The sequence below is a fragment of the Hymenobacter roseosalivarius DSM 11622 genome (genome assembly GCF_900176135.1).
Classification (GTDB): Bacteria; Bacteroidota; Bacteroidia; order Cytophagales; family Hymenobacteraceae; genus Hymenobacter; species Hymenobacter roseosalivarius.
The window spans coordinates 1-18542 of sequence record NZ_FWWW01000093.1; the positions used below are offsets into that span (position 1 = coordinate 1).

The 18542-nt window shown below is 64.0% G+C and carries 18 protein-coding genes and 1 pseudogene; 14 read left to right on the forward strand and 5 right to left on the reverse strand.

Annotated elements, in window-relative coordinates:
• Positions 1 to 63: 63 nt before the first annotated feature.
• Positions 64 to 1077 (reverse strand): annotated as a pseudogene (locus B9A24_RS17750) (IS701 family transposase).
• Positions 1078 to 1889: 812 nt separating this feature from the next.
• On the opposite strand from B9A24_RS17750, the gene B9A24_RS17755 reads away from it, so the two are divergent.
• The 3 genes from B9A24_RS17755 (at position 1890) to B9A24_RS17765 (ending at position 4096) form a co-directional block, all read left to right on the forward strand.
• Entirely contained in the window at positions 1890 to 2186 is a 297-nt protein-coding gene (locus B9A24_RS17755; RefSeq protein ID WP_084447359.1) for a hypothetical protein, read from the forward strand.
• 75 nt (positions 2187 to 2261) lie between these two features.
• Positions 2262 to 3305 (forward strand): sensor histidine kinase, encoded by a 1044-nt coding sequence (locus tag B9A24_RS17760; RefSeq protein WP_084447360.1) that lies wholly within the window; start codon positions 2262 to 2264, stop codon positions 3303 to 3305.
• Entirely contained in the window at positions 3302 to 4096 is a 795-nt protein-coding gene (locus B9A24_RS17765; RefSeq protein ID WP_084447361.1) for a LytR/AlgR family response regulator transcription factor, read from the forward strand. The genes B9A24_RS17760 and B9A24_RS17765 overlap by 4 nt, the downstream gene beginning before the upstream one ends.
• A gap of 239 nt (positions 4097 to 4335) precedes the next feature.
• Here the strand turns inward: B9A24_RS17765 and B9A24_RS17770 are convergent, their stop codons facing one another.
• Positions 4336 to 6258, reverse strand: a complete 1923-nt coding sequence (locus tag B9A24_RS17770) for a PAS domain-containing sensor histidine kinase (protein ID WP_084447362.1) — start codon at positions 6256 to 6258, stop codon at positions 4336 to 4338.
• A 190-nt stretch (positions 6259 to 6448) separates the two neighbouring features.
• Positions 6449 to 6874 (reverse strand): response regulator, encoded by a 426-nt coding sequence (locus tag B9A24_RS17775; RefSeq protein ID WP_234997484.1) that lies wholly within the window; start codon positions 6872 to 6874, stop codon positions 6449 to 6451.
• 231 nt (positions 6875 to 7105) lie between these two features.
• Between B9A24_RS17775 and B9A24_RS17780 the strand changes: the two genes are divergently transcribed.
• The 10 genes from B9A24_RS17780 (at position 7106) to B9A24_RS17825 (ending at position 15299) form a co-directional block, all read left to right on the forward strand.
• A complete protein-coding gene (locus B9A24_RS17780) occupies positions 7106 to 8317 on the forward strand; it encodes a PAS domain-containing sensor histidine kinase (protein WP_084447363.1) in 1212 nt (403 codons plus the stop codon).
• 40 nt (positions 8318 to 8357) lie between these two features.
• Positions 8358 to 8795 carry a hypothetical protein gene (locus tag B9A24_RS17785; protein WP_143435022.1) on the forward strand — a complete coding sequence of 146 codons (438 nt, stop codon included), beginning with the start codon at positions 8358 to 8360 and terminating at the stop codon, positions 8793 to 8795.
• Between the two features lie 553 nt (positions 8796 to 9348).
• Positions 9349 to 10428: a sensor histidine kinase gene (locus tag B9A24_RS17790; RefSeq protein WP_143435023.1), complete on the forward strand. Its 1080-nt coding sequence runs from the start codon at positions 9349 to 9351 to the stop codon at positions 10426 to 10428.
• Between the two features lie 4 nt (positions 10429 to 10432).
• Positions 10433 to 10837, forward strand: a complete 405-nt coding sequence (locus B9A24_RS17795; RefSeq protein WP_084447366.1) for a response regulator — start codon at positions 10433 to 10435, stop codon at positions 10835 to 10837.
• Positions 10838 to 10844: 7 nt separating this feature from the next.
• Positions 10845 to 11273 (forward strand): response regulator, encoded by a 429-nt coding sequence (locus B9A24_RS17800; RefSeq protein ID WP_084447367.1) that lies wholly within the window; start codon positions 10845 to 10847, stop codon positions 11271 to 11273.
• 180 nt (positions 11274 to 11453) lie between these two features.
• Positions 11454 to 12287 (forward strand): PAS domain-containing protein, encoded by an 834-nt coding sequence (locus tag B9A24_RS17805; RefSeq protein ID WP_084447368.1) that lies wholly within the window; start codon positions 11454 to 11456, stop codon positions 12285 to 12287.
• Positions 12288 to 12379: 92 nt separating this feature from the next.
• Entirely contained in the window at positions 12380 to 13114 is a 735-nt protein-coding gene (locus B9A24_RS17810; RefSeq protein ID WP_084447369.1) for a PAS domain-containing protein, read from the forward strand.
• Positions 13033 to 13773, forward strand: coding sequence for a PAS domain-containing protein (locus B9A24_RS17815; RefSeq protein WP_143435025.1), 741 nt, complete (start codon positions 13033 to 13035; stop codon positions 13771 to 13773). The genes B9A24_RS17810 and B9A24_RS17815 overlap by 82 nt, the downstream gene beginning before the upstream one ends.
• On the forward strand, positions 13722 to 14699 hold the full coding sequence (locus B9A24_RS17820) for a sensor histidine kinase (RefSeq protein WP_084447371.1): 978 nt from the start codon (positions 13722 to 13724) through the stop codon (positions 14697 to 14699). The genes B9A24_RS17815 and B9A24_RS17820 overlap by 52 nt, the downstream gene beginning before the upstream one ends.
• A gap of 42 nt (positions 14700 to 14741) precedes the next feature.
• Positions 14742 to 15299 carry a response regulator gene (locus B9A24_RS17825; protein ID WP_234997486.1) on the forward strand — a complete coding sequence of 186 codons (558 nt, stop codon included), beginning with the start codon at positions 14742 to 14744 and terminating at the stop codon, positions 15297 to 15299.
• Positions 15300 to 15359: 60 nt separating this feature from the next.
• On the opposite strand, the gene B9A24_RS17830 is transcribed toward B9A24_RS17825, so the two are convergent.
• Both B9A24_RS17830 and B9A24_RS22435 read right to left on the reverse strand, forming a co-directional pair.
• Positions 15360 to 16535 carry a PAS domain-containing sensor histidine kinase gene (locus B9A24_RS17830; protein WP_159452097.1) on the reverse strand — a complete coding sequence of 392 codons (1176 nt, stop codon included), beginning with the start codon at positions 16533 to 16535 and terminating at the stop codon, positions 15360 to 15362.
• Positions 16536 to 16792: 257 nt separating this feature from the next.
• A complete protein-coding gene (locus B9A24_RS22435; protein ID WP_200813965.1) occupies positions 16793 to 17092 on the reverse strand; it encodes a hypothetical protein in 300 nt (99 codons plus the stop codon).
• A 423-nt stretch (positions 17093 to 17515) separates the two neighbouring features.
• On the opposite strand from B9A24_RS22435, the gene B9A24_RS17840 reads away from it, so the two are divergent.
• On the forward strand, positions 17516 to 18475 hold the full coding sequence (locus tag B9A24_RS17840; protein ID WP_084447373.1) for an alpha/beta hydrolase: 960 nt from the start codon (positions 17516 to 17518) through the stop codon (positions 18473 to 18475).
• Positions 18476 to 18542 lie beyond the last annotated feature (67 nt).

The following is an 18542-nucleotide window of genomic DNA, read 5'->3' on the forward strand; positions in this document are numbered from 1 at the left end:
TAAGTATAGAAGGCATTATACAACAAGCAGCACGGCAATAGCTTCTATTCAACGCTATAGGAGTTACGCAGTTGCCGGGGAGAGGAAGTAGGTCGGGTGAAGCAAATAGGCGCGAATCGCGTCGCGGAGCAGCGTTTTCTTCACCTCGTACCAGCTGCGGCCGGTTTGTTGGCGCTGTGCTTCCAGGCGCAGAAACGCGCGCAGGGCACAGGTAATGGGGTTGCGCTGGGCGCGGGCAGCGCGTACCTGGGCTTTCTCCACCCCACAACATTGCTTCAGGCCCCGGTGATACTGCTCGATGCCCCAGGCCAGGTCCGCCAGGGGCTTGCGCTCCGCCTCGCACAGTTCCGGCTCGCTGCTCGCTGCTAGCCCAGTACTGGGCCGCGTCCGTGCCGCCGTCTGGGGCGTCCAACCGGGACACGCGGATAAAGCCGTAGCCTTTGAGCCAGACGCGGGCCCCACCGGCAGGCACGATACAGGCGCTGAGCGGGCGCAACTGCTGCCCGTCAGGGTTGACCAGCCGGTTCTTGTGCAGGCGCGTGAGCCAGCGCCAGCCACAGGCCCGCACCTGCTTCAGGTTCGGCAGACTGGCGTACCAACTGTCGAAGAGCACACACTGCGGGTGCAGCCCGCGCTGCCGGGCTGCCTGCAGCAGGTGCTGAAAATGGTGATTCTTCGTGAACTGGTCGTACTCCTTGTCGTAGAGGCGGTAGTCGAGCGGCACCAGCCGCTGCCCGTCGCTCCACAGCAGCGTGAGCAGGTTGATGCCCTGCACCACCGCGTGCTGCTTGCCCGACCAGTGGCGCGTGACCAAGCCCATTTTATGGGCATAGGGCTTGTCGAGCGTCGTATCGTCCAGCACCAGCACGCCCGCATCGGGCCCTATAGGGCCTGCGCTTCCTGCCAGAGCGTGGCCGCGTCCGGCTCCAGGCGGTGCAACAGGCGCGTAAACGAATCGTGGGCCACCAGGCCCGTGCTAGTCGGATGCATGCGGGCGGCTTCTGTGCCGCTCACCGAGGCTGGACTGGCTACTAAAAACTGGATGTAATCCTCTGCTTTGACCTTGGGCGCGTTCATTCCCTAAAATACGAAAACCCAACTGCGTAACTCCTACGCTATTGCGGGTAGCGCAGGTCAAAGTACCCAGCGGTAATGCACCCCGTTTCGGGGCCTTCTCCAGCCATTTTCTAAGCTGTGAATTCAAATGTAGCGGAGGTGATCTGCACCACCGAGTCAAAGCGCGTAATCATCACCTAACCCGTGTCGGAGGGGCTACAAACGCCCTCTTCGCTGGATTGCTTTGCATTTCCTTTTGACGGGTATTTTGAAGCTATCTTTTTTGATAACCTCCTACTGGAGAGCTTCGCGGGTACAGCCGCCCATTGGCAAGAAGATCCCCAGTTGCAGTCCGGCAGTTTTTAACGATCCCAAACGATTACACCAATATGATGCTGTTTCTGGTAGTCGCCTGCGGCACATTATTAAGCTGGGCTACGATGCTTTGCTATGATTTATACCATTTTTAGGCTTGTATACGTAATCGAATCAATACCTCCTGCATTATCGAAATATTTATAGATAAATTATCACTTTTTGTTTCCAAATCCAATTCAATTAGTGTACATTCAGGAGTTAAAATATCTGCTACCTTTCTGGCCTACAGCTGTTTAAGCTTGGGCGTTATCCCCAAGTATGCTATTGCTACAGACGTGTAGCAGACGGATGCTGTGGGGCCGTGACGTGAGTATATATAGTGCTGCTCTACCGAGTATCGCAATGACCTCTGGCGTGAAATGCACCGCGTTGATTCGGTCGTTATTGCGACGGCGCACACTCCGTTTCTTGTACACCCCATTCTTCTGCCTACCAGCGCCTAGCTGCCGCCTACGGTGCAGGAGAAGGGCCACCGCTACACCTCGACCACCCAGTTCAACCACGATGGGCCGCTGGTACTGCTGGCGGGCATGCCCGAGTTGAAGCAGCGCACCCAGCCGGGCAGCACAACCCTTTTCGACCTGGCGGCCCCGGCCGCCGCGACCCGCCGCCAGCCCATCCAGGTCAGCTACCCGCTGGGCGCGCCGCTGGGCCAGGCCATGCAGTTCCGGGCCGACCTGCCGGCCACGGCCTACGTGCAGTACCTGCTGCTGGTGCGCAACTCGCCGGCCCTGCGCCCGCTCCAGCCCTGACGCCCCGCCGCACGTTCCCTTCTCCTTTGCCGGATTCGGGTGCAACTTGCGCCCGGCCTTCCCTACTACTTCCCCATGAACACCTTGCTGCAGGCCCCACGACTTACGCGCTCGGACGGACTGCTCGTAGCGGCTTACTGGCTGGTGGTGGCCCCCATATTGCTGGTAGAGTACGCGGCCGAAACCAGCGGGGGCTGGCGCACGGCCCTACCTATGGTCGGGGCCACGGTGCTCTTCGACACGGTCACGGTGGCCCTGGTGGTGGGCCGGCTGCTGCCGCTGCTGCTGCGCCGGCGGCGGTGGGCGCTGGGGCTGGTGCCGGTTTTTGTGGGTGTCAGCGGCGCGGCGTATCTGGGGCTCTACAGCGCCCTGCGCGGCCACGCCCCCAACCTGGCGGGGGCGCAGGTGGTGCTGGGGGCCGTGGCCCACGCCAAAAGCTACGGGCTGCTGGCTGTGCTGCTCACCGGCCAGCGCTACTTCTCGGCGCAACACAAGCTGCTGCACCTGCGCCAGACCCAGGCCGAAAGCGAGTTGCGTACGCTCAAAGCCCAGCTCGACCCGCATTTTCTCTTCAACAACCTCAACGTGCTGCGCGGCCTGCTGCAAGTGGACCCCGCCGAGGCCGACCAGTTTCTGACAGAGTTTGTGGCCCTGTACCGCACGCTGCTGCGCCACCGGGTCGCCGACCTAGTGGGGCTGGCCGAGGAGCTCCGGTTTGCCGAGTCCTACCTTTACCTGCTGCAACACCGCTTCGGCGCGGCCTACGCCTTCCGGCAAGACCTGGCAGCGGCCGGCGACCCGGCCCGGCTGCTGGTCGTGCCCGGCACCTTGCAGCTGCTGGTCGAGAACGTGCTCAAGCACAACGTCGGCGACGAGGAGCTGCCGCTGCTGATTACCATCCGGGCCACGGCCACCTCGCTGGTGGTGGAGCACCCGCGCCGGCCCAAACTCACGCCCATCGACTCGCTGGGCACGGGCCTGGCCAATCTGCGCGAGCGCTACCGCCTGCTGGTGGGCCAGCCCATTGCCATCACCCACACCGCCCACCACTTCGCCGTGGCCGTGCCGCTGCTGGCCCGACCTGCACAATCTCCTCCTTCCCCCTCGCTGGCCCGATGACAATACTGATTCTGGAAGACGAATCGCTGGCCGCCCGCCAGACGGTAGCCTTCCTGGCGCGGGCCGGCCTGGCCCCGGTGGCCCAGCCGGTGGTGCGCAGCGTGGCCAAGGCGCTGGCCTGGCTGCAAGCCAACCCCATGCCCGACCTGATTTTTTCCGATATTGAGTTGCTCGATGGCAACGTGTTTGCCCTCTACGAGCAGGTGGCTGTGAAGTGCCCGGTCATCTTCACCACCGCCTACGACCAGTTTCTGCTGCCCGCCTTCCAGCACCACGGTATTGCCTATCTGCTCAAGCCCTTCGACTACGCGCAGTTCCAGCAGGCCCTGGCCAAGTATGAGGAGTTGAAAAGTCACTTCCGCCCCGCCAGCCTCACCGACGCGCCGCCCTCCCTGAGCCCGGCGGTGCTGAGGGCCTTGCAGCAGGCGTTGCGGCAAGTAGGCCACCCGGAATACCGGCAGCGCTTTTCGGTGCGGCAGCGCCAGGGGCTCTACTTGCTGCCCGTGGAGGAAGTCGCCTATCTGCAAGCCGACGAGGGCGTCACCTTTGCCGTGGACGCAGTGGGTGGGCGCTACCCGTTCAACGGCACGCTCACGGAGTTGGAGCGCCAGCTCGACCCGCGCCGCTTCGCGCGCCTCAACCGCTCGGAGTTGGTCAACGTCGCTTTCATTGAGCGGGCCGAGCCTTACTTCAATAAACGGTTGGCGGTAAAGCTGCGCGGGCCGGCCAGTGTGGTGCTGCTGACGAGCACTGCCCAAACCCCTGAGTTTCGGCGCTGGCTCGACCAGTGAGCGTCAACGTCTGGTGGGCACCCTTCGCAAGTGCTACCGGGGGCGCAGACCTACAGGGGATTCTTCGCGCTTACCTTTCGCTACGTGTGAGCACCGCTACCGTTTGGAAGAAGCACCCCACCAAACAGGAAAATTAGGCAAATAAACGGCCGAGTCGGCGGTTTTCCCCTAGTTGTGTAACAACACCCTACTTGTAGGGATAGAGTAAGTAGGTGGTACCGGCGGGCTTGCGGCCGCCCCTAACGAGGAAAGAACACGGAAAAGATCGTACCGACGCCGAGCTCGCTCTGGACGACTATCCGGCCCCCGGCGTTGTCGACCAGGCGCTTGACCATGTACAGGCCGATGCCCGTGCCCTCCACGTGGTCATGAAAGCGCCGGAACAGGGTAAACAGCTGGGACACATGCGCCGGGCCGAGGCCCAGGCCGTTGTCCTGCACTTCCAGCACCGCGTAGCCCGGCTGCTCGTAGGCCCGCACAGCGATGCGGGGCGCGCGGTCAGGGGCGCAGTACTTGAGCGCGTTGCTGAGTAGTTGATATACGATAGTGCGCAAATGCTTCGGGGCGAAGCAGACCCTGGGGCTAGTCGTGAGCTCGACCGTCAGGTGGGCCGCGGAGGCCGTCACGAGGGGGCCCAACTCGCGGCGAATATCGTCGAGTAGGGCCACCAAGTCCACGGCTTCGGCGGGCGGCGCGTGGGCCCGCTGGAGCTTGGAGATGTCGGTTAGCTGGGCCAGGGTCAGGCGGAAGCGGTCCAGGGACTGCTGCATCAGCGCCAGCAGGGGCGGCACGAGTTCCCCCTGGTTGAGGGCGGGGGGCAATTCCTCCTGCAGGGCGTAGAGTAAGCCTTCTAAGTTGGTAAGGGGGGTTTTGAGCTCGTGCGAGGCGGTATACATAAAGGTATCCAGGTCGCTATTGACCCGGGCCAGCTGCCGCTGCATCTCAACCTGGTCGTGAATTTCGACGTTGACGCCGCTGTAGCCGATGAGTTGGCCATCAGCCTGGAGCAGGGGCTGAGTGCGGGTGAGGGACCAGCGGTATTCACCGTCGCGGCGGCGGATGCGGTACACTGGGCTTTCCCAGGCCTGCCGGGCAGCCAGGGAGGCCGTAAACGCGGCCGTGAGCGCCAGCGTGTCTTCTGGGTGCACGGTGCGCCAGACCTCGTCGAGGTTGGACATCGAAGGGGACAGGCCCGACCAGGCAAAGAGGGCCTCGTTGACGTAGGTTAGGTGCCCGGCGGCGTCCGTGCGAAACAGGAACACCGGCACGTTGGCGGTCAGCAGCTGCAGCTCCGCCGCGGCCTGGGTTGCTTGCTGGCTCGCCCGTACCTGCGCGGTGACGTCGTAGGCGAAGATGGAGACGCCCGCGATTTGCCCCTGCTCGAGGTAGGCATCATAGGAAAAGGTGAAATAGTGGGTGCGGGGCGGCTGGCCGGCGTGTGGGGTAATGGTCAGGGGCTGCTCAACCCCTAAATAGGATTTGCCCGTCTGGTACACGTGGTTGAGTCGGGCCAGCAGCCCCGGGGCATTGACGTCAGGGTGTACCTCCGGCAGCGGGCGCCCCAGGGGCAGCAGCCGGCTGGGAAAGAGGCGGCGGTAGGCCGGATTGCAGTAGTCGAGTCGGTGGGTGGGACCGCGCAGGATGCACACCGTGGCCTGGGTTTGGCTCAAAAACCGTTCGAGGCTGGCCCGCTGGTGCTGGGCGTCGGTCTGCGCGAGCTGCTCGCGGGCCTGGCTGGCGCGCAGCGCTACCTCGACGGGGGCTTGGGCGTGCGCGGCCGTATCAATCAGGCTGACGGCCAGGCCCGGGCCGTGCCGGCGGGCGGCCACGTAAAACGGGGTGTCCACGCCCTCGTGCACGTACGTGACTTCAAAACGGCCGGCCTCCCCGGTTTCCAGTACGCCGCGGTAAAAGGCGAACACGCCCGTGTCATGGGCGCGGGGGAAGCTGGCCAGAAAGGTCGTGGTCGGACGCTGCGCGAGTCCGAGCAGCCGCTGGCCGGCGGGATTGAGGTAGTCGAAGGCGAAGTCCGTCAGCTCCTGGCTCTGTGGGCCGTAGAGGGGCCGCAGCAGGGTTAGGGCCGTCAGGGAAACATCCAGCAGCGCTTGCAGCTCGTCGGTGGCGGGCTGGGGCTGGGGGAGGGCAGAAGGAGTGGGGAGCATAACGGCGCAGCAGGAGCCAAGGGGTAACAGCGGCCAGGAAAACAGCGGTTTAATCTGCGGACAGGTACGGGCCGCTAGTCGCGCCGCAGCGCGCCTAGTGTCCCGAGCGGGCGGGCCGGGCGGCTGTCCCCGCGAAACGGGTCTCGCTCGACAATGACTGGAACCCGGTGCCCGAAGCCCGGTCCGCGCGCTAGGTGATGGCGAACTGGCGCTGATAGTGCAGCTTGAGAATGGTATCCATTTTCTCTCTGGTCAGGGGCTTGCTGACCAAACCGGCAATGGGCAAGTCCTCCAGGCGCCCTAGGTCGATGGAGCTCATGGACGCGGTGTGCAGGACAATCACCACGGCCTGTTGCTGGGCGACGGGTAAGCGCTGATAGGCTTCCAGGAAGGCCATTCCGTCCATGCCCGGCATCTTCACGTCCAGCAGCACCAACACCGGACAGTTGGGCTGCGCGCGGGCACTGAGCTGGGTGAGGGCGTCCAGCGCTTCCACCCCGTCCGTCGCCGCCCGGTACTGGTCGGCCACGCCCAGAGCTTTGAGCAGTTGTTCGTTGAGGTGGTTGGTGAGCGGGTCATCATCGACCAGCAGCACACTGGAAATCTTTCGCATCATCGGGCAGATAGGTGTTGGGCGCCAGCTACCCCCAAAGGGGGGTTAGCGCCGAGCTCAAGCGCCTTCAAAGAGTGGGCCGCTTTTTCGGGCCGCCTCTTTTCCGGGCGGGCCAGCCGCGGGAACGTGCGGTATCGAAAGCCAGGACGAGTCCCCACCGGAACCTAGGGGAGCGTACTGCTGGTGCCGGCGCACGGCCGAAACCCGTACCTTAGGCGTAACTTCTCTCCCTGTATGTCTGACGCGCCCATCCCCCCACCCATCTCCACCTCCTCCGAGGCGGCAAACCACGTGCTGCGCGCCGAAAACAGCGAGCTGCGCGCGGACCAGGCAGCGGCTACCGCCCAGGAGGCTGAGCAGGAGCGCTACCAGCAAAGCCAGGCCCGCTTTCGCACCGTGTTTGAGAACTCCCCGCTGGGCCAGAAAATCATCACCCCCGATTTAACCATTCGCCAGGCCAACCCCGCCGTAGTGGCCATGCTGGGCTGCGGCCAGCTGGAGGACCTGGTGGGCCACAAAATCATTGAGTTCGCTCACCCCGCCCACCGGGCCGACTGGCAGGAACTACAAACGCGCCTGTGGGAGCACAAGCTACCCTCCTTCGCGCTGGAAACCTGCCTGGTACGGTGCGATGGCTCCTCCTTCTGGTGTCAGGTCACCTCCGTGCTCTTTCCCGACGAAGGGGGCGAACTGGGCTATACCATCCTGGAAGACATCTCCGCGCGCAAGGGAATGGAAGCCAAACTCCAGCGCCTCTACGACGCCCAGGAAACGATTCTGCAGCTGGCCACCCACGACATGAAGGCCCCCATTGCCCAAATCGAGCTGCTGGTCGACTTGCTGCAGCGGGAGGTGTCCGGGAGAGCCGGGGATGGTCCGCCGCCCCCGGAGATGGTGCACTACCTGGGCCTGATCCAGCGGGCCTGCACCCACGCCACCGGCTTGCTCGAGGACGTGCTCTACGTGGGCGACCTGGATGCGCACGGGCTGGACAAGCGCCCCACGGATCTAAGTGCCTATCTGGCCACGCGCCTGGAGGGGCATCGCCTCGCTGCCCAGCACAAGGGGGTGGCCTTAGTCCTGGACCTGCCGGTAGAGCCCGTGCACGGGCGCCTGCACCCCGACAAGTTCGGCCGGGTGCTCGACAACTTAGTGGGCAACGCCTTAAAGTTCACCCCCGCCGGGGGCACCGTCACGCTGGGGGCGCGGCTACACGAAGGCAAGGTTCACCTGACAGTGCAGGACACGGGCATCGGCATTCCCGGCAAGCTGCACAACCAGTTGTTCGACAAGTTTAACCCCACCCGCCGCACGGGCCTATACGGGGAGGCCACGACGGGCCTGGGCCTATTCATTGCCAAGCAGATCGTGCAGCTGCACGGGGGCGACATCTGGCTGGAAAGCCGTGAGCAGGAAGGCACCACCTTCTTCGTTGAATTGCCCTAAAACGCGGGCTCGTTTCAGCGGATCTCCTACCTTTGCGCCGGTGGACTCTCTTCTGGAGCTGGCTTGCCGCACGCTTTCCTTGCGCCCCGATTTGCAGGTCCTGGTTGTGCGCGGGCACAGCCACGCCTCATTCGCCGTGGGGCAGGCCGACGATGCCCAGATGCTCGCAATTGCCGAGACCGCAGGCCTGCACCACTGGCTGCTGGAAGTGCGTTGCCGTGAGAAAACCATGACCGAACGCAGTGCCTGGGTTGGTGAGACGTTCTACCCCCAGGCCGTGGCCCGGCTGGCCCCGCAGCGTCTGCGCAGGGCGGTGCTTAGCTCGCCGGCCCTGACGCCGGCCTACCGTACGGACGCGGACCAGCAGAAGTACGTGGCGTATAGCCTGGATGCGGCGCGCCCCTACAATATTGGCCTCTTTGAAGATGAGGGCCTCGCCATGCGTTGGCTGTCGCCGGTGCTGCGGAGCAGCCCGTAGCGGGTCCGCTCGGCCAGCGCTTTGTCTTCCCCCAGGATTCGGGTACTTGTGAGGTGGTCGGGTAAATCTGGGTGTTGTTACACAACTAGGGGAAAACCGCCGAGTCGAGGTTTTACCAGCTAGGGTGTTGGTGATAAGGTGCTCATGCGCCATAAGAGCAGCGAAAACCGCTAGTCTTATGCTTCCCTTAAGGCGATCGAAAGACGGTAGCGAAAAGGAACGGTAAGCCTACTGGTTTACCCGCGCTATGGATAACACATTGTCAGACAGGGTACTAATCAGGAAAAGTACGCAGCTGTGCGGCCGAGTCGGCGGTTTTACCCTAGTTGTTTGACCACACCCAAAGATGGGTAATCGCACAGATGAGCATTATAATTCCGCTCTGGGAAAAGTGGCAGTTTTCGCTCTTCTTTTGGGACGCAGTTAGATTAGCATTTCCATGGAATAGGCCCCTGAAAAACAGGGCTATTTCGCCCCCAACCGCTGCTGGCCCGTATGCTCTTTTGAAGGGTAGCGGGTGGTCCGCTTGGCCCGCTCTTACCTCTACTTCGCTATGCCCCCCAAAGCCCGCCCGCCCATTGCCACGACGGAGATCCGGTTCCGGTCCCTGTTCGACGACACCCCCGAACTGATTCTCTACCAAAACGAAAAGGCCACGATTCTGGACGCCAACCGGGCCTTTCTCGCCCTGGTTGCCGAACCCAAGGACCGGGTGGTGGACCGCCCCTACGATGATTTTTTGCCCCCGGAGGTGCAGCCCCTGTTCCAAGAAAAACTGCAAGAAGCCTTCGCCGGCAAAACCGTGCGCTTCGACATGTACGCCGCCCAAGGCAACTCCGCGCCCCGGCACTGGGACGTGGTGAAAGTCCCGCTGTTGGAAAACGGGGTCGTGATCGGGGTCCACATGATTGCCCGCGACATCACCGACAAGATGCAGGCGCAGCAAGAAATAGTAACCCAAAACCAGGACCTGCAACAGTTTACCTACATCGTCTCGCACAACCTGCGCGCCCCGCTGGCCAGTGCCCTGGGCCTGGCCGACCTGTTGGGCACGGAAGAACCGGGCTCTCCGTACTTTGAAGAAACGCGCACCCACTTGCAGGCCAGCCTGCACCAGCTCGACCGGGTGCTGCGCGACATGAACACCATCCTCTCCATTCGGGACCAGAAGAGCGTCGCCGAAGCCGAGGCCGTGCCCCTGGCCGACGTGGTGCAGCAGGTGGTGCAGAACCTGCAGGAGGTGGTGGACCAGTGCGGGGGCACCGTGCGGGTAGCCATTCCCGCCGACCTGTCGCTGCGGGCCAACCGGGCCTACCTCTACAGCATCTTTTTCAACCTGCTCTCCAACGCCCTCCAGTACCGCGCCGACGAGCGGCCTTTGGTCGTCACCGTGACAGCGACGGGCGGGGCAGGGCAACCCACGCGGCTGACGGTCGCCGACAACGGCTCGGGCTTTGACCAGGAGCAGGCGGGCGACGACGTGTTCAAGCTCTACAAGCGGTTCCATCCCCACCGCCCCGGCCGCGGGCTGGGGTTGTATCTAATCAAAACCCACGTTGAGAGCCTGGGCGGGCACATCGCCGTGTATAGCCGGGTGGACGAGGGTGCCCGCTTTACAATTGTCGTACCTTAACCGGATGGATACCCTCATCATTGACGACAATCCAACGGGCATCTTTCTGACCACCCGCCTGCTGCGCCGCGAAGGGCAACCTGCCGACGTGATTACCGCCTTTGTCTCGCCGGTGGAAGCGGTGGCTTTTTTCCGGCAGCAGGTGCTCACCGGCCCCCTGCCCCAGCTTGTGTTGCTGGACCTGAACATGCCCCTGCTCAGCGGCTGGGACGTGCTGGATGCCCTCAAACCCTTGGAAGCGCACCTGTTGGACCGGTGCGTATTCTACGTCCTGACCTCCTCGCTGGCCCCCGCCGACGCGGCCCGCGCCCGGCAGTACCCCTTGGTGGCGGGCGTGCTACACAAACCGCTGGACGGGGCGAAAATTCAGGCGATGCACGCCCGGCTACAGCAAACGCGGCCTACCTGACCGCTTCATGCCGCAACGCCAACACCCTGCCGTGCTGCTCGTGGACGACGACGCGGCCACGAATTACAACAACCAGCGCCTGTTGCAGCGGCTGCCGGGGAGCCCGGAAGTGCTGGTGGCCAGCAATGCCGACGACGCGCTGGCCGTGCTCCACGCCCGCTGCGCCCATCCCGGGACGGCCGCCTGCCCCACCTTGATTTTGCTGGACTTGAACCTGCCGCCGCGCAACGGCTTTGAGTTCCTGCGCGCCTTTGCCCGGCGGCACCCCACCTTGCCGCAGTCCTTCGTCGTGGTCCTGCTCACCGCGTTGCCCCTCGACCCCGGCCTGGTGGAGGACCAGCACCTGCCCGTCACGGCGATGCTGACCAAGCCCCTGACAGCAGAAGCCGTCAATCACCTATTATACAATTACTTCGATGTACCAACATTGACTTAGTTTTCTGGTGGCTTTTGCCTATAGCACTGCGTTGGCAGGTACTTTGCAGTCAATAAGTTACAGCTTTTTGACCTCGTTCAAAAACTGCTTAGCGTAAGTTTGGCCCCTCGCTGCTACGAAAAGACCTAGTGGTACCCCCCTTATGTCCGAAGCCTTACCCGCCACCCTACGGCCGCCGACGTGCTGGCCGCCCTGCTCACGACTTCCCTCACCGGGGTCATCTTTTTTCGCCCCGTATATGCGGCTGGGGAGGAGGACGGCGAGCTAGTGGACCTGGCCTACGTGCACCTCAACCCCGCCGCCCAGCAGATGCTCCGCCGGCCCGCGTGCCCGCCCGAAACCTTCCTCACGCTCTACCCCAGCGCTGCCGAGGCGGGCATTTTCGCCTTCTACTGCGACACCTTCCGGTCGGGCCAGCCCGGCCGCTTCAACGTCAACTACCAGCACGACGGCCTCGACAACTACTTTCACCTCGCTGGCCAGCGCGCCGGCGACCTGCTCGTGGTCAGCTTCACCGACACCGCCGGACACGACCGTAGCGCCACCGAAGCCGCCCTGCGCGCGAGCCAGGCCCGCGAGCAGGCCGCCCGCGCCGAGGCCGAAGCCCAGCGCGCCCAGCTTCAGGCCCTGCTCCAGCAGGCGCCCATGGCCATCGCCTTTTTTGAGGACCCGGCCCAGCGCATCACTGCCGCCAACCCGCGCATGTGCGCCATCTGGGACCGCGCGCCGGAACAGGCGTTGGGCCGCCCCTTGCTGGAGGCCCTGCCCGAGTTGCGCGGCCAAGGGTTCGACGACCTCATTGCCCAGGCCGTGGCCACCGGCAGCCGGTCAGCGGCGCCGAAGCGCCGGCCACCATGTGGCGCGACGGCCAGCTGCAAACCACCTACTACAACTTCGTCTTTCAGCCCTTCCACGACGAGCAGGGCCGGGTGCAGGGAGTCATCAAAGTGGCCTCGGAAGTCACCGAGCAGGTGCGGGCCCGCCAGCTGCTGGAGGAGCAGTCCCGCCAGCTAACCCAACTCAACCAGGACCTGGAAGCCCGCGTGCTGGAGCGCACCCAGGCCCTACGCCATGCCTAGGACGAAGCCGAAGCCACGGCCCAGCAGCTGCGGCACGTGACGGAAAGCTTGCCCAGCACCAGCTTCACCGCGGACCAAAGCGGGCAGGTACTCTACATCAGCCCCCAGTGGTACGCCTACACCGGCATGGCGCCCGGCGCTGACATCACCGCGGCCTGGCCCCAGCTCATCCACCCCGACGACCTGCCGGCCGTGGCCGAGCAGTACGGGGCCGCCCTGGCCGGCGGCGGCCCCTGGCGCTACGAGTTCCGCCTGCACGGGGCCGATGGGCAGTACCGCTGGTTTGCCAGCCAGGGCGTGCCCGAGCCGTTGGCGGACGCCGAAGCCGCGGGCCGCCCTCGGCAGTGGTTCGGCTCCAACCTCGACGTCGACGACCTGAAGCGGGCCCAGCAGCAGCTCGAAGAAAAAGACCAGCTCCTGACCAGCATCCTCTCCTCCCTGCCGGCCAGCGTGGTCACCTTCGAAGGCGAAGGCCTGCGCTACGGCTTCTTCAACGACACCTTTCAGCGCCGGGTGCAGGGCCGGGCCATGCTGGGCCGCCCGGCGGGCGAGGTCTTTCCCGAAGCCGAAGCGCAGGGCTTTCTGGCCTCGCTGCGTGGGGTGCTGCGCACCGGCGAGCCCTACCGGGGCAGGAGGTACCCGCCCAGACCCGCGACCCGCGCACGGGGCAGCCGTGGGACATGTACCTGGACCTGGCCTACTTGCCCCTGCGCCACGGCCAGCAGCCGCCCCACGCCGTCCTCGGCTTCACCGTTGACGTGACGGACCGCGTGCGGGCCCGCCGGCAGGCCGAGGCGGCCCAGGCCCAGGCCCTGGCCGCCGCCGAGCAGGCCGCCGCCCAGCGCGAGGCGTTTTATCAGGTGTTCGAGCAAACCCCGGCCATCATTGTCCTGCTGCGCGGCCCCGACCATCGCTACGAGTACGTCAACCCCGCCTACCAACAGCAGCTGTTTCCCGGCCGCCAGCTGGTGGGCCGCACCGTAGCCGAGGCCCTGCCCGAAGCCGTGGAGCACGGCTTTCTGGCCCTGCTCGACGGGGTGTATCAGACCGGCGAGCCGTATTTCGGGCAGGAGATGCTACTGCCCGTGACCCAACCCGACGGCCAGCCGCCCCGGGATACGTACTTCGATTACACCTACCAGGCCGTGCGCGAAGCCGGGCACATCGTGGGGGTTTCCATCTTTGCCACCGACGTCACCGAGCGGGTGCGGGCCCGCCGGCAGCGCGAGGCCCAGCAGGCGCAGCTGCACAACTTGTTCATGGAGGCCCCCGCCCCGATTGTCATTCTCGACGGCCCCGCTCTGACGTACCAGCTGGTGAACCCGGCCTACCAGCAGATTTTCCCCGGCCAGGAGCTGCTGGTAGGCCGTTGCTGGAGGCCCTGCCCGAGCTGGAAGGCACAGACTTGCTCGCTCGCCTGAACCAGGTGTACCAAACCGGCGAAACCTACGTGGCCCAGGAGCTGCCCCTGCTGCTGGCCCGCCACGCGGGCGGCCCGTTGGAAGAAATATTCTGGACCTTCACCTACCAGGCCCGGCGCAACGAGCAGGGGGCCGTGGACGGGGCCCTCGCGTTTGCCTACGAAGTCACCGACCAGGTACGGGCCCGCCAACAGCTCGCCCAGACCAACGAGCAGCTCACGGCGGCCAACCGCCAGCTCACCCGCACCAACCTGGACCTGGACAACTTCGTCTACTCCGCCTCGCACGACCTCAAGCAGCCCATTACCAACATTGAGGGCCTGCTCATCGCTCTGCGCGAAGAGCTGGCCGTGTCCCCCGCACAGGCCGACATTGACCCGCTGCTCGACCTGATGCAGGGCGCGGTGGGACGCTTCCAGCGCACCCTCGACCACCTCACCGACATTGCCAAGCTGCAAGCCGCCCACGACGCCCCACCACCCACTGAGGTCGACCTGGCCGCCCTGGTAGCCGGCGTCTGCCAGGACCTGCGCCCCGAGTTCCAGGCCACCGGGGCTGGGCTGACCGTGGAAGTGACCGAGTGCCCCATGCTGGCCTTCGCCGAAAAAAAACTGCGCAGCGTGGTGTTCAACCTGCTCAGCAACGCCCTCAAGTACCGCCACCCCGACCGGGTACCCCAGCTCCGGCTGCGCTGCCACCCGGCCGGGGCCTTCACCGTGCTCGAAGTACAGGATAACGGTCTCGACCTCGCCCAGCAAAAAAAGCTCTTCGGCCTCTTTCAGCGCCTGCACGTGCACGTCGAGGGCTCCGGTATCGGCCTCTACATGGTCAAAAAGATGGTCGATAATGCCGGCGGCCGCATCGAAGTAGACAGCCAGCCGGGAATCGGCTCCACGTTCCGGCTTTATTTTCCCCGTTCCCGTTAAGCCCCACAGCCAGCGCAAGTAATAGAAAGAACGTCCTGCTTCATGTGGCGTCCGCTGGCCGAAGTATCTTACCTCAATACTGATTCACTGGCAAGGATTCGGAACGTGGTCGAAACGCTGCGGCAGGCATCAGGTGAACGCGATGGCGGGTTATTTTTCGGATTGGTGTTCATTGTTTACTCTAAAATGCTGCCTGCCATCCTGCTCGTTGACGACGATGCCACCACCAATTTCCTCAACCAGCGCCTCCTCAGTCGCCTCAACGTGAGCCGGGCGGTCCACGTGGCCGGCAACGGGGTCGAAGCCCTCACCCGGCTGCAGGCCTGCTGCCAGGAGGCCCCGGATACCTTCCCGGTCCTCATTCTGCTCGACGTGAACATGCCCGTGATGAACGGCTTCGAATTCCTGGAAGCCTACCAGCAGCTACCCGCCGCCCCGCGCCGGCATACGGTCATCGTCATGCTTACCACCTCCACCCTCGACGCTGACCAGCTCCGCGCCCAACAGCTGCCCATTGCCGGCTACCTCACCAAGCCGCTCACCCGCGAGAACATGGCCACCGTGCTGCGCGTCCATTTCAACCTGCCCCCGCATCCCTAAACCCGTTTTGGCGAACCATCCGGCAGTTGACGATTACCTCACGCTTCTGCACAGTGGCCCCTATGCTTCCTCGGCCGCCAGCGCACTGCCGGGAATGCGCACTAGCACGTGTGTGCCCTCGCCCGGTGCGGAGGTCAGCGTCAGCTCCCCGTTGAGCAGCCGCACCCGGTCGCGCAGCGCGTTCAGGCCCAGGCTAGGCGGGCGCGGCTGCTCCGGCTCGAACCCGCGCCCGTCGTCGTCGGCCACCAGCTCCAGCCAGCCGTCGAACTCGCTCAGGCGCAGCGTGGCCTCGCCCGCGTCGGCGTGCTGTACGATGTTGTGGGCCAGCTCCTGGGCCATGCGGTAGAGCGCCAGGCTCAGGTCTTGGGGCAACACCGGCAACTTGCCCACCACGCAGCGCAGCCGCAGCAAGCTCAAGGTCTGCCCAATGTCGTGCAAGGCCGCCGCCAGCCCGAAGTCCTGGAGCACCAGCGGAATGAGCTGGTGGGAGAGCGTGCGCGTCTGCCGGATGGCCGTTTGCAGCAGGGCCAGGGGCGGGCGCAGTTGCTCGGTCAGGGGGCCGGCCCCGGCTTGGGCCGCCACCTGGTCCAGTTGCAGCTGCACGGCGCAGAGCAGCTGGCCCAGACCGTTGTGCAGGTCCTCGGCAATGCGCGCCCGCTCGGCTTCCTGCGCCGCTAGCACGGCGTGGGCGAGCTGCTGCTGTTGCGTCCGTTCCAGCCGCAGCACCGCCTGCTCGGCCGCCTTGCGGGCGCTGATGTCCTCCAGGATAGTGTAGCCCAGCTCGGCCCCGTCGTCGGGAAACAGCACCGACGTGACCTGGCACCAGAAAGTGGTGCCGTTGGCCCGCACCAGGCGCGTTTCCAGGGTGAAATTGGGCCGGCGGTGGGTCCAGAGCTGCCGCTGTAGCTCGTGCCAATCGGCCCAGTGGTCGGGGTGGGCAATGTCGAGAATGCGCTGGCCGAGCAGCTCGGCTGGGCGGGCGTAGCCCAGCATGGCCACTACGGCGGGGTTGGCCTGGTGAATGGTCAGGTCGGGGGCAATGATTTTCTGGCCCAGCGCCGAGTTCTCGAACACGGTGCGGAAACGCACCTGGCTCCGCTCGTAGTCGTCGGAGTCGGCCTGCCGCGCCGTAGCCGCTGTCCGGCCGGTGCGCAGCTGGCGGTTTTCCTCCCGCAACGACCGGATTTCGGCGTCCGCGGTTTCAAATAGTTCGGATGAATAGGGGATATCAGACATCTTGCAAGGTATAGGTAGCCGTGTAGGGGTTGCGGTAGTACTTGGACGAAGAATGACGCTAGGCAAACAAGTAGCTGCCATTCAACTAATGGAGGACAAATAGCCGGGTGGTTAGTGGTTACATCGCTTCTCTTCCCAGTAGGGAAAGCAAGTCTGGTGGGTGGAGGAGCAGGTGGTAACGCTTCTTCTTCCACCTTTGTGGCCCTCCCGTCATTCTTCGCCCAAGTACTACCGCAACCCCCAAATGTATATCAGCGTCATCTGCTCCACAATTTCCACCAAGGTTTCTTCAGGTCTTGATTCTGCTTGTCAGCTTCTTCCATTGGCCTCAATTCGCCGCTTTCAAGAAGTAGTATAGGGCCCTCAAAACTGGGGGCATAAAAGCCAGCTTGATACTTCCGTGCCAACCGGTAAGCCGTCTCGTTCGCTTCCTTTGTCAGTGACCAGCTGAAGGCGGCATAGATAACCGCGCTGCCGATGCAATAGCCTGTTTCGTAAGCACTCGCGTGGTCATCGGTCGCGTCAGGACCGTTCATATCCGGAAATGTCTGCACCATTTCTATTAACCAGGACTGAAGCTCAGGGGGGGGGGTATAGCCGGGTCATCGTAGGTATGCTCCTCTGCCCATGCCGTTTGTGCGGAATACCAAGCCATAAATTCAGCCCGCGTTTTCGGAGCTGCCTCTTTGCTGAAAACCAGTAGGTCGTAGCTCACACGGATAATGCTTATAGCAGCAAAGTACCACAATTCAAGGGTAGGGACGGTAGGGGGCAAAATGAGGTGGTCTAGCTAAGCCGGACCACCTCATTTTTCAGCCGCTTCCCTAAGGAATCCCCCGCAAGGTCCCGCGCAGCCTACCTAGTGGTGCCGACGCCGGGAGAGTTGGGCCGGGGGCATTTTAACGCATAGATTTATGCCATAATTCCCCGCGAAGGTGCGCTGTAGACGCGTAACGGCGCTGAATTTGTTTGCAATTTTTATGGCTGTTTGCTCTTCCTATCAACCCGATATCCTGGGCCCCGACTTCGAGCTGCGCGTATTGCCGCAGCCGGCCGACTACGAAGGCGCGGTGCAGAGCACGCTCGTCCGGCTCCGGCCCACGGGCCCTGCTACCAAGGCGGTGCTGTACGTGCACGGCTTCAACGATTACTTTTTTCAGCGGGAAATGGCCCTGCGCTACCAGCAGCACGGCTACGGTTTTTACGCCCTCGACCTACGCAAATACGGCCGCTCCTGGCTACCCCACCAGCGGCCTAACAACGTGCGTGACTTGCGCGAATACTACGCTGACCTGGACGCGGCGCTGGCCGTGCTGCGGGCTGAAGGCCACGCCACTATTCTGCTCAGCGGCCACTCCACCGGCGGCCTCGTGGCGGCCCTCTACGCGCAGGAAGGGCAAAACCGGTCGGCTATATCGGCGCTGTTTCTTAACAGCCCCTTTCTAGCGATGCACCAAGACTGGGTGAGCAAGCATCTGGGTATTCCGCTGGCCGCCACCGTGGGCCGGTTCGCGCCCAACCTGAAAATTCCCGGTACCCTGCCCACCGACTACGGCGCCAGCCTGCACCAGCAGCACCGGGGCGAGTGGAATTACCATCTGCCCTGGAAGCCGGTGGTGGTGTTCCCTATTACCACCGGGTGGCTGCGCGCCATTCACGCCGGCCACCGGCGCATCCGGCGCGGCCTCGCCCTCGCGCTGCCCATACTGGTGCTGCACGCCGCCCAGACGGTGCAGGCCCCTGGCTGGAGCGAGGAATACTTCCGCGCCGACGGTGTGCTGAACGTGCGCGACATCCGCGCGCTGGCCCCCCGGCTGGGGCCACGCGTCACAGTTTACGCCGTTGCGGGCGGGATGCACGACCTGATGCTCTCGCGCCAACTCATACGGGAGCGGGTGTATCAGGAGTTGTTTAAGTGGCTCACGGCCACGCTGGGCTAGATTACTGGTTCACCCGCCGGCTGACTCCCGCCCAACGACAAACGTTGTAGCAGATAGCGGAAGCAAC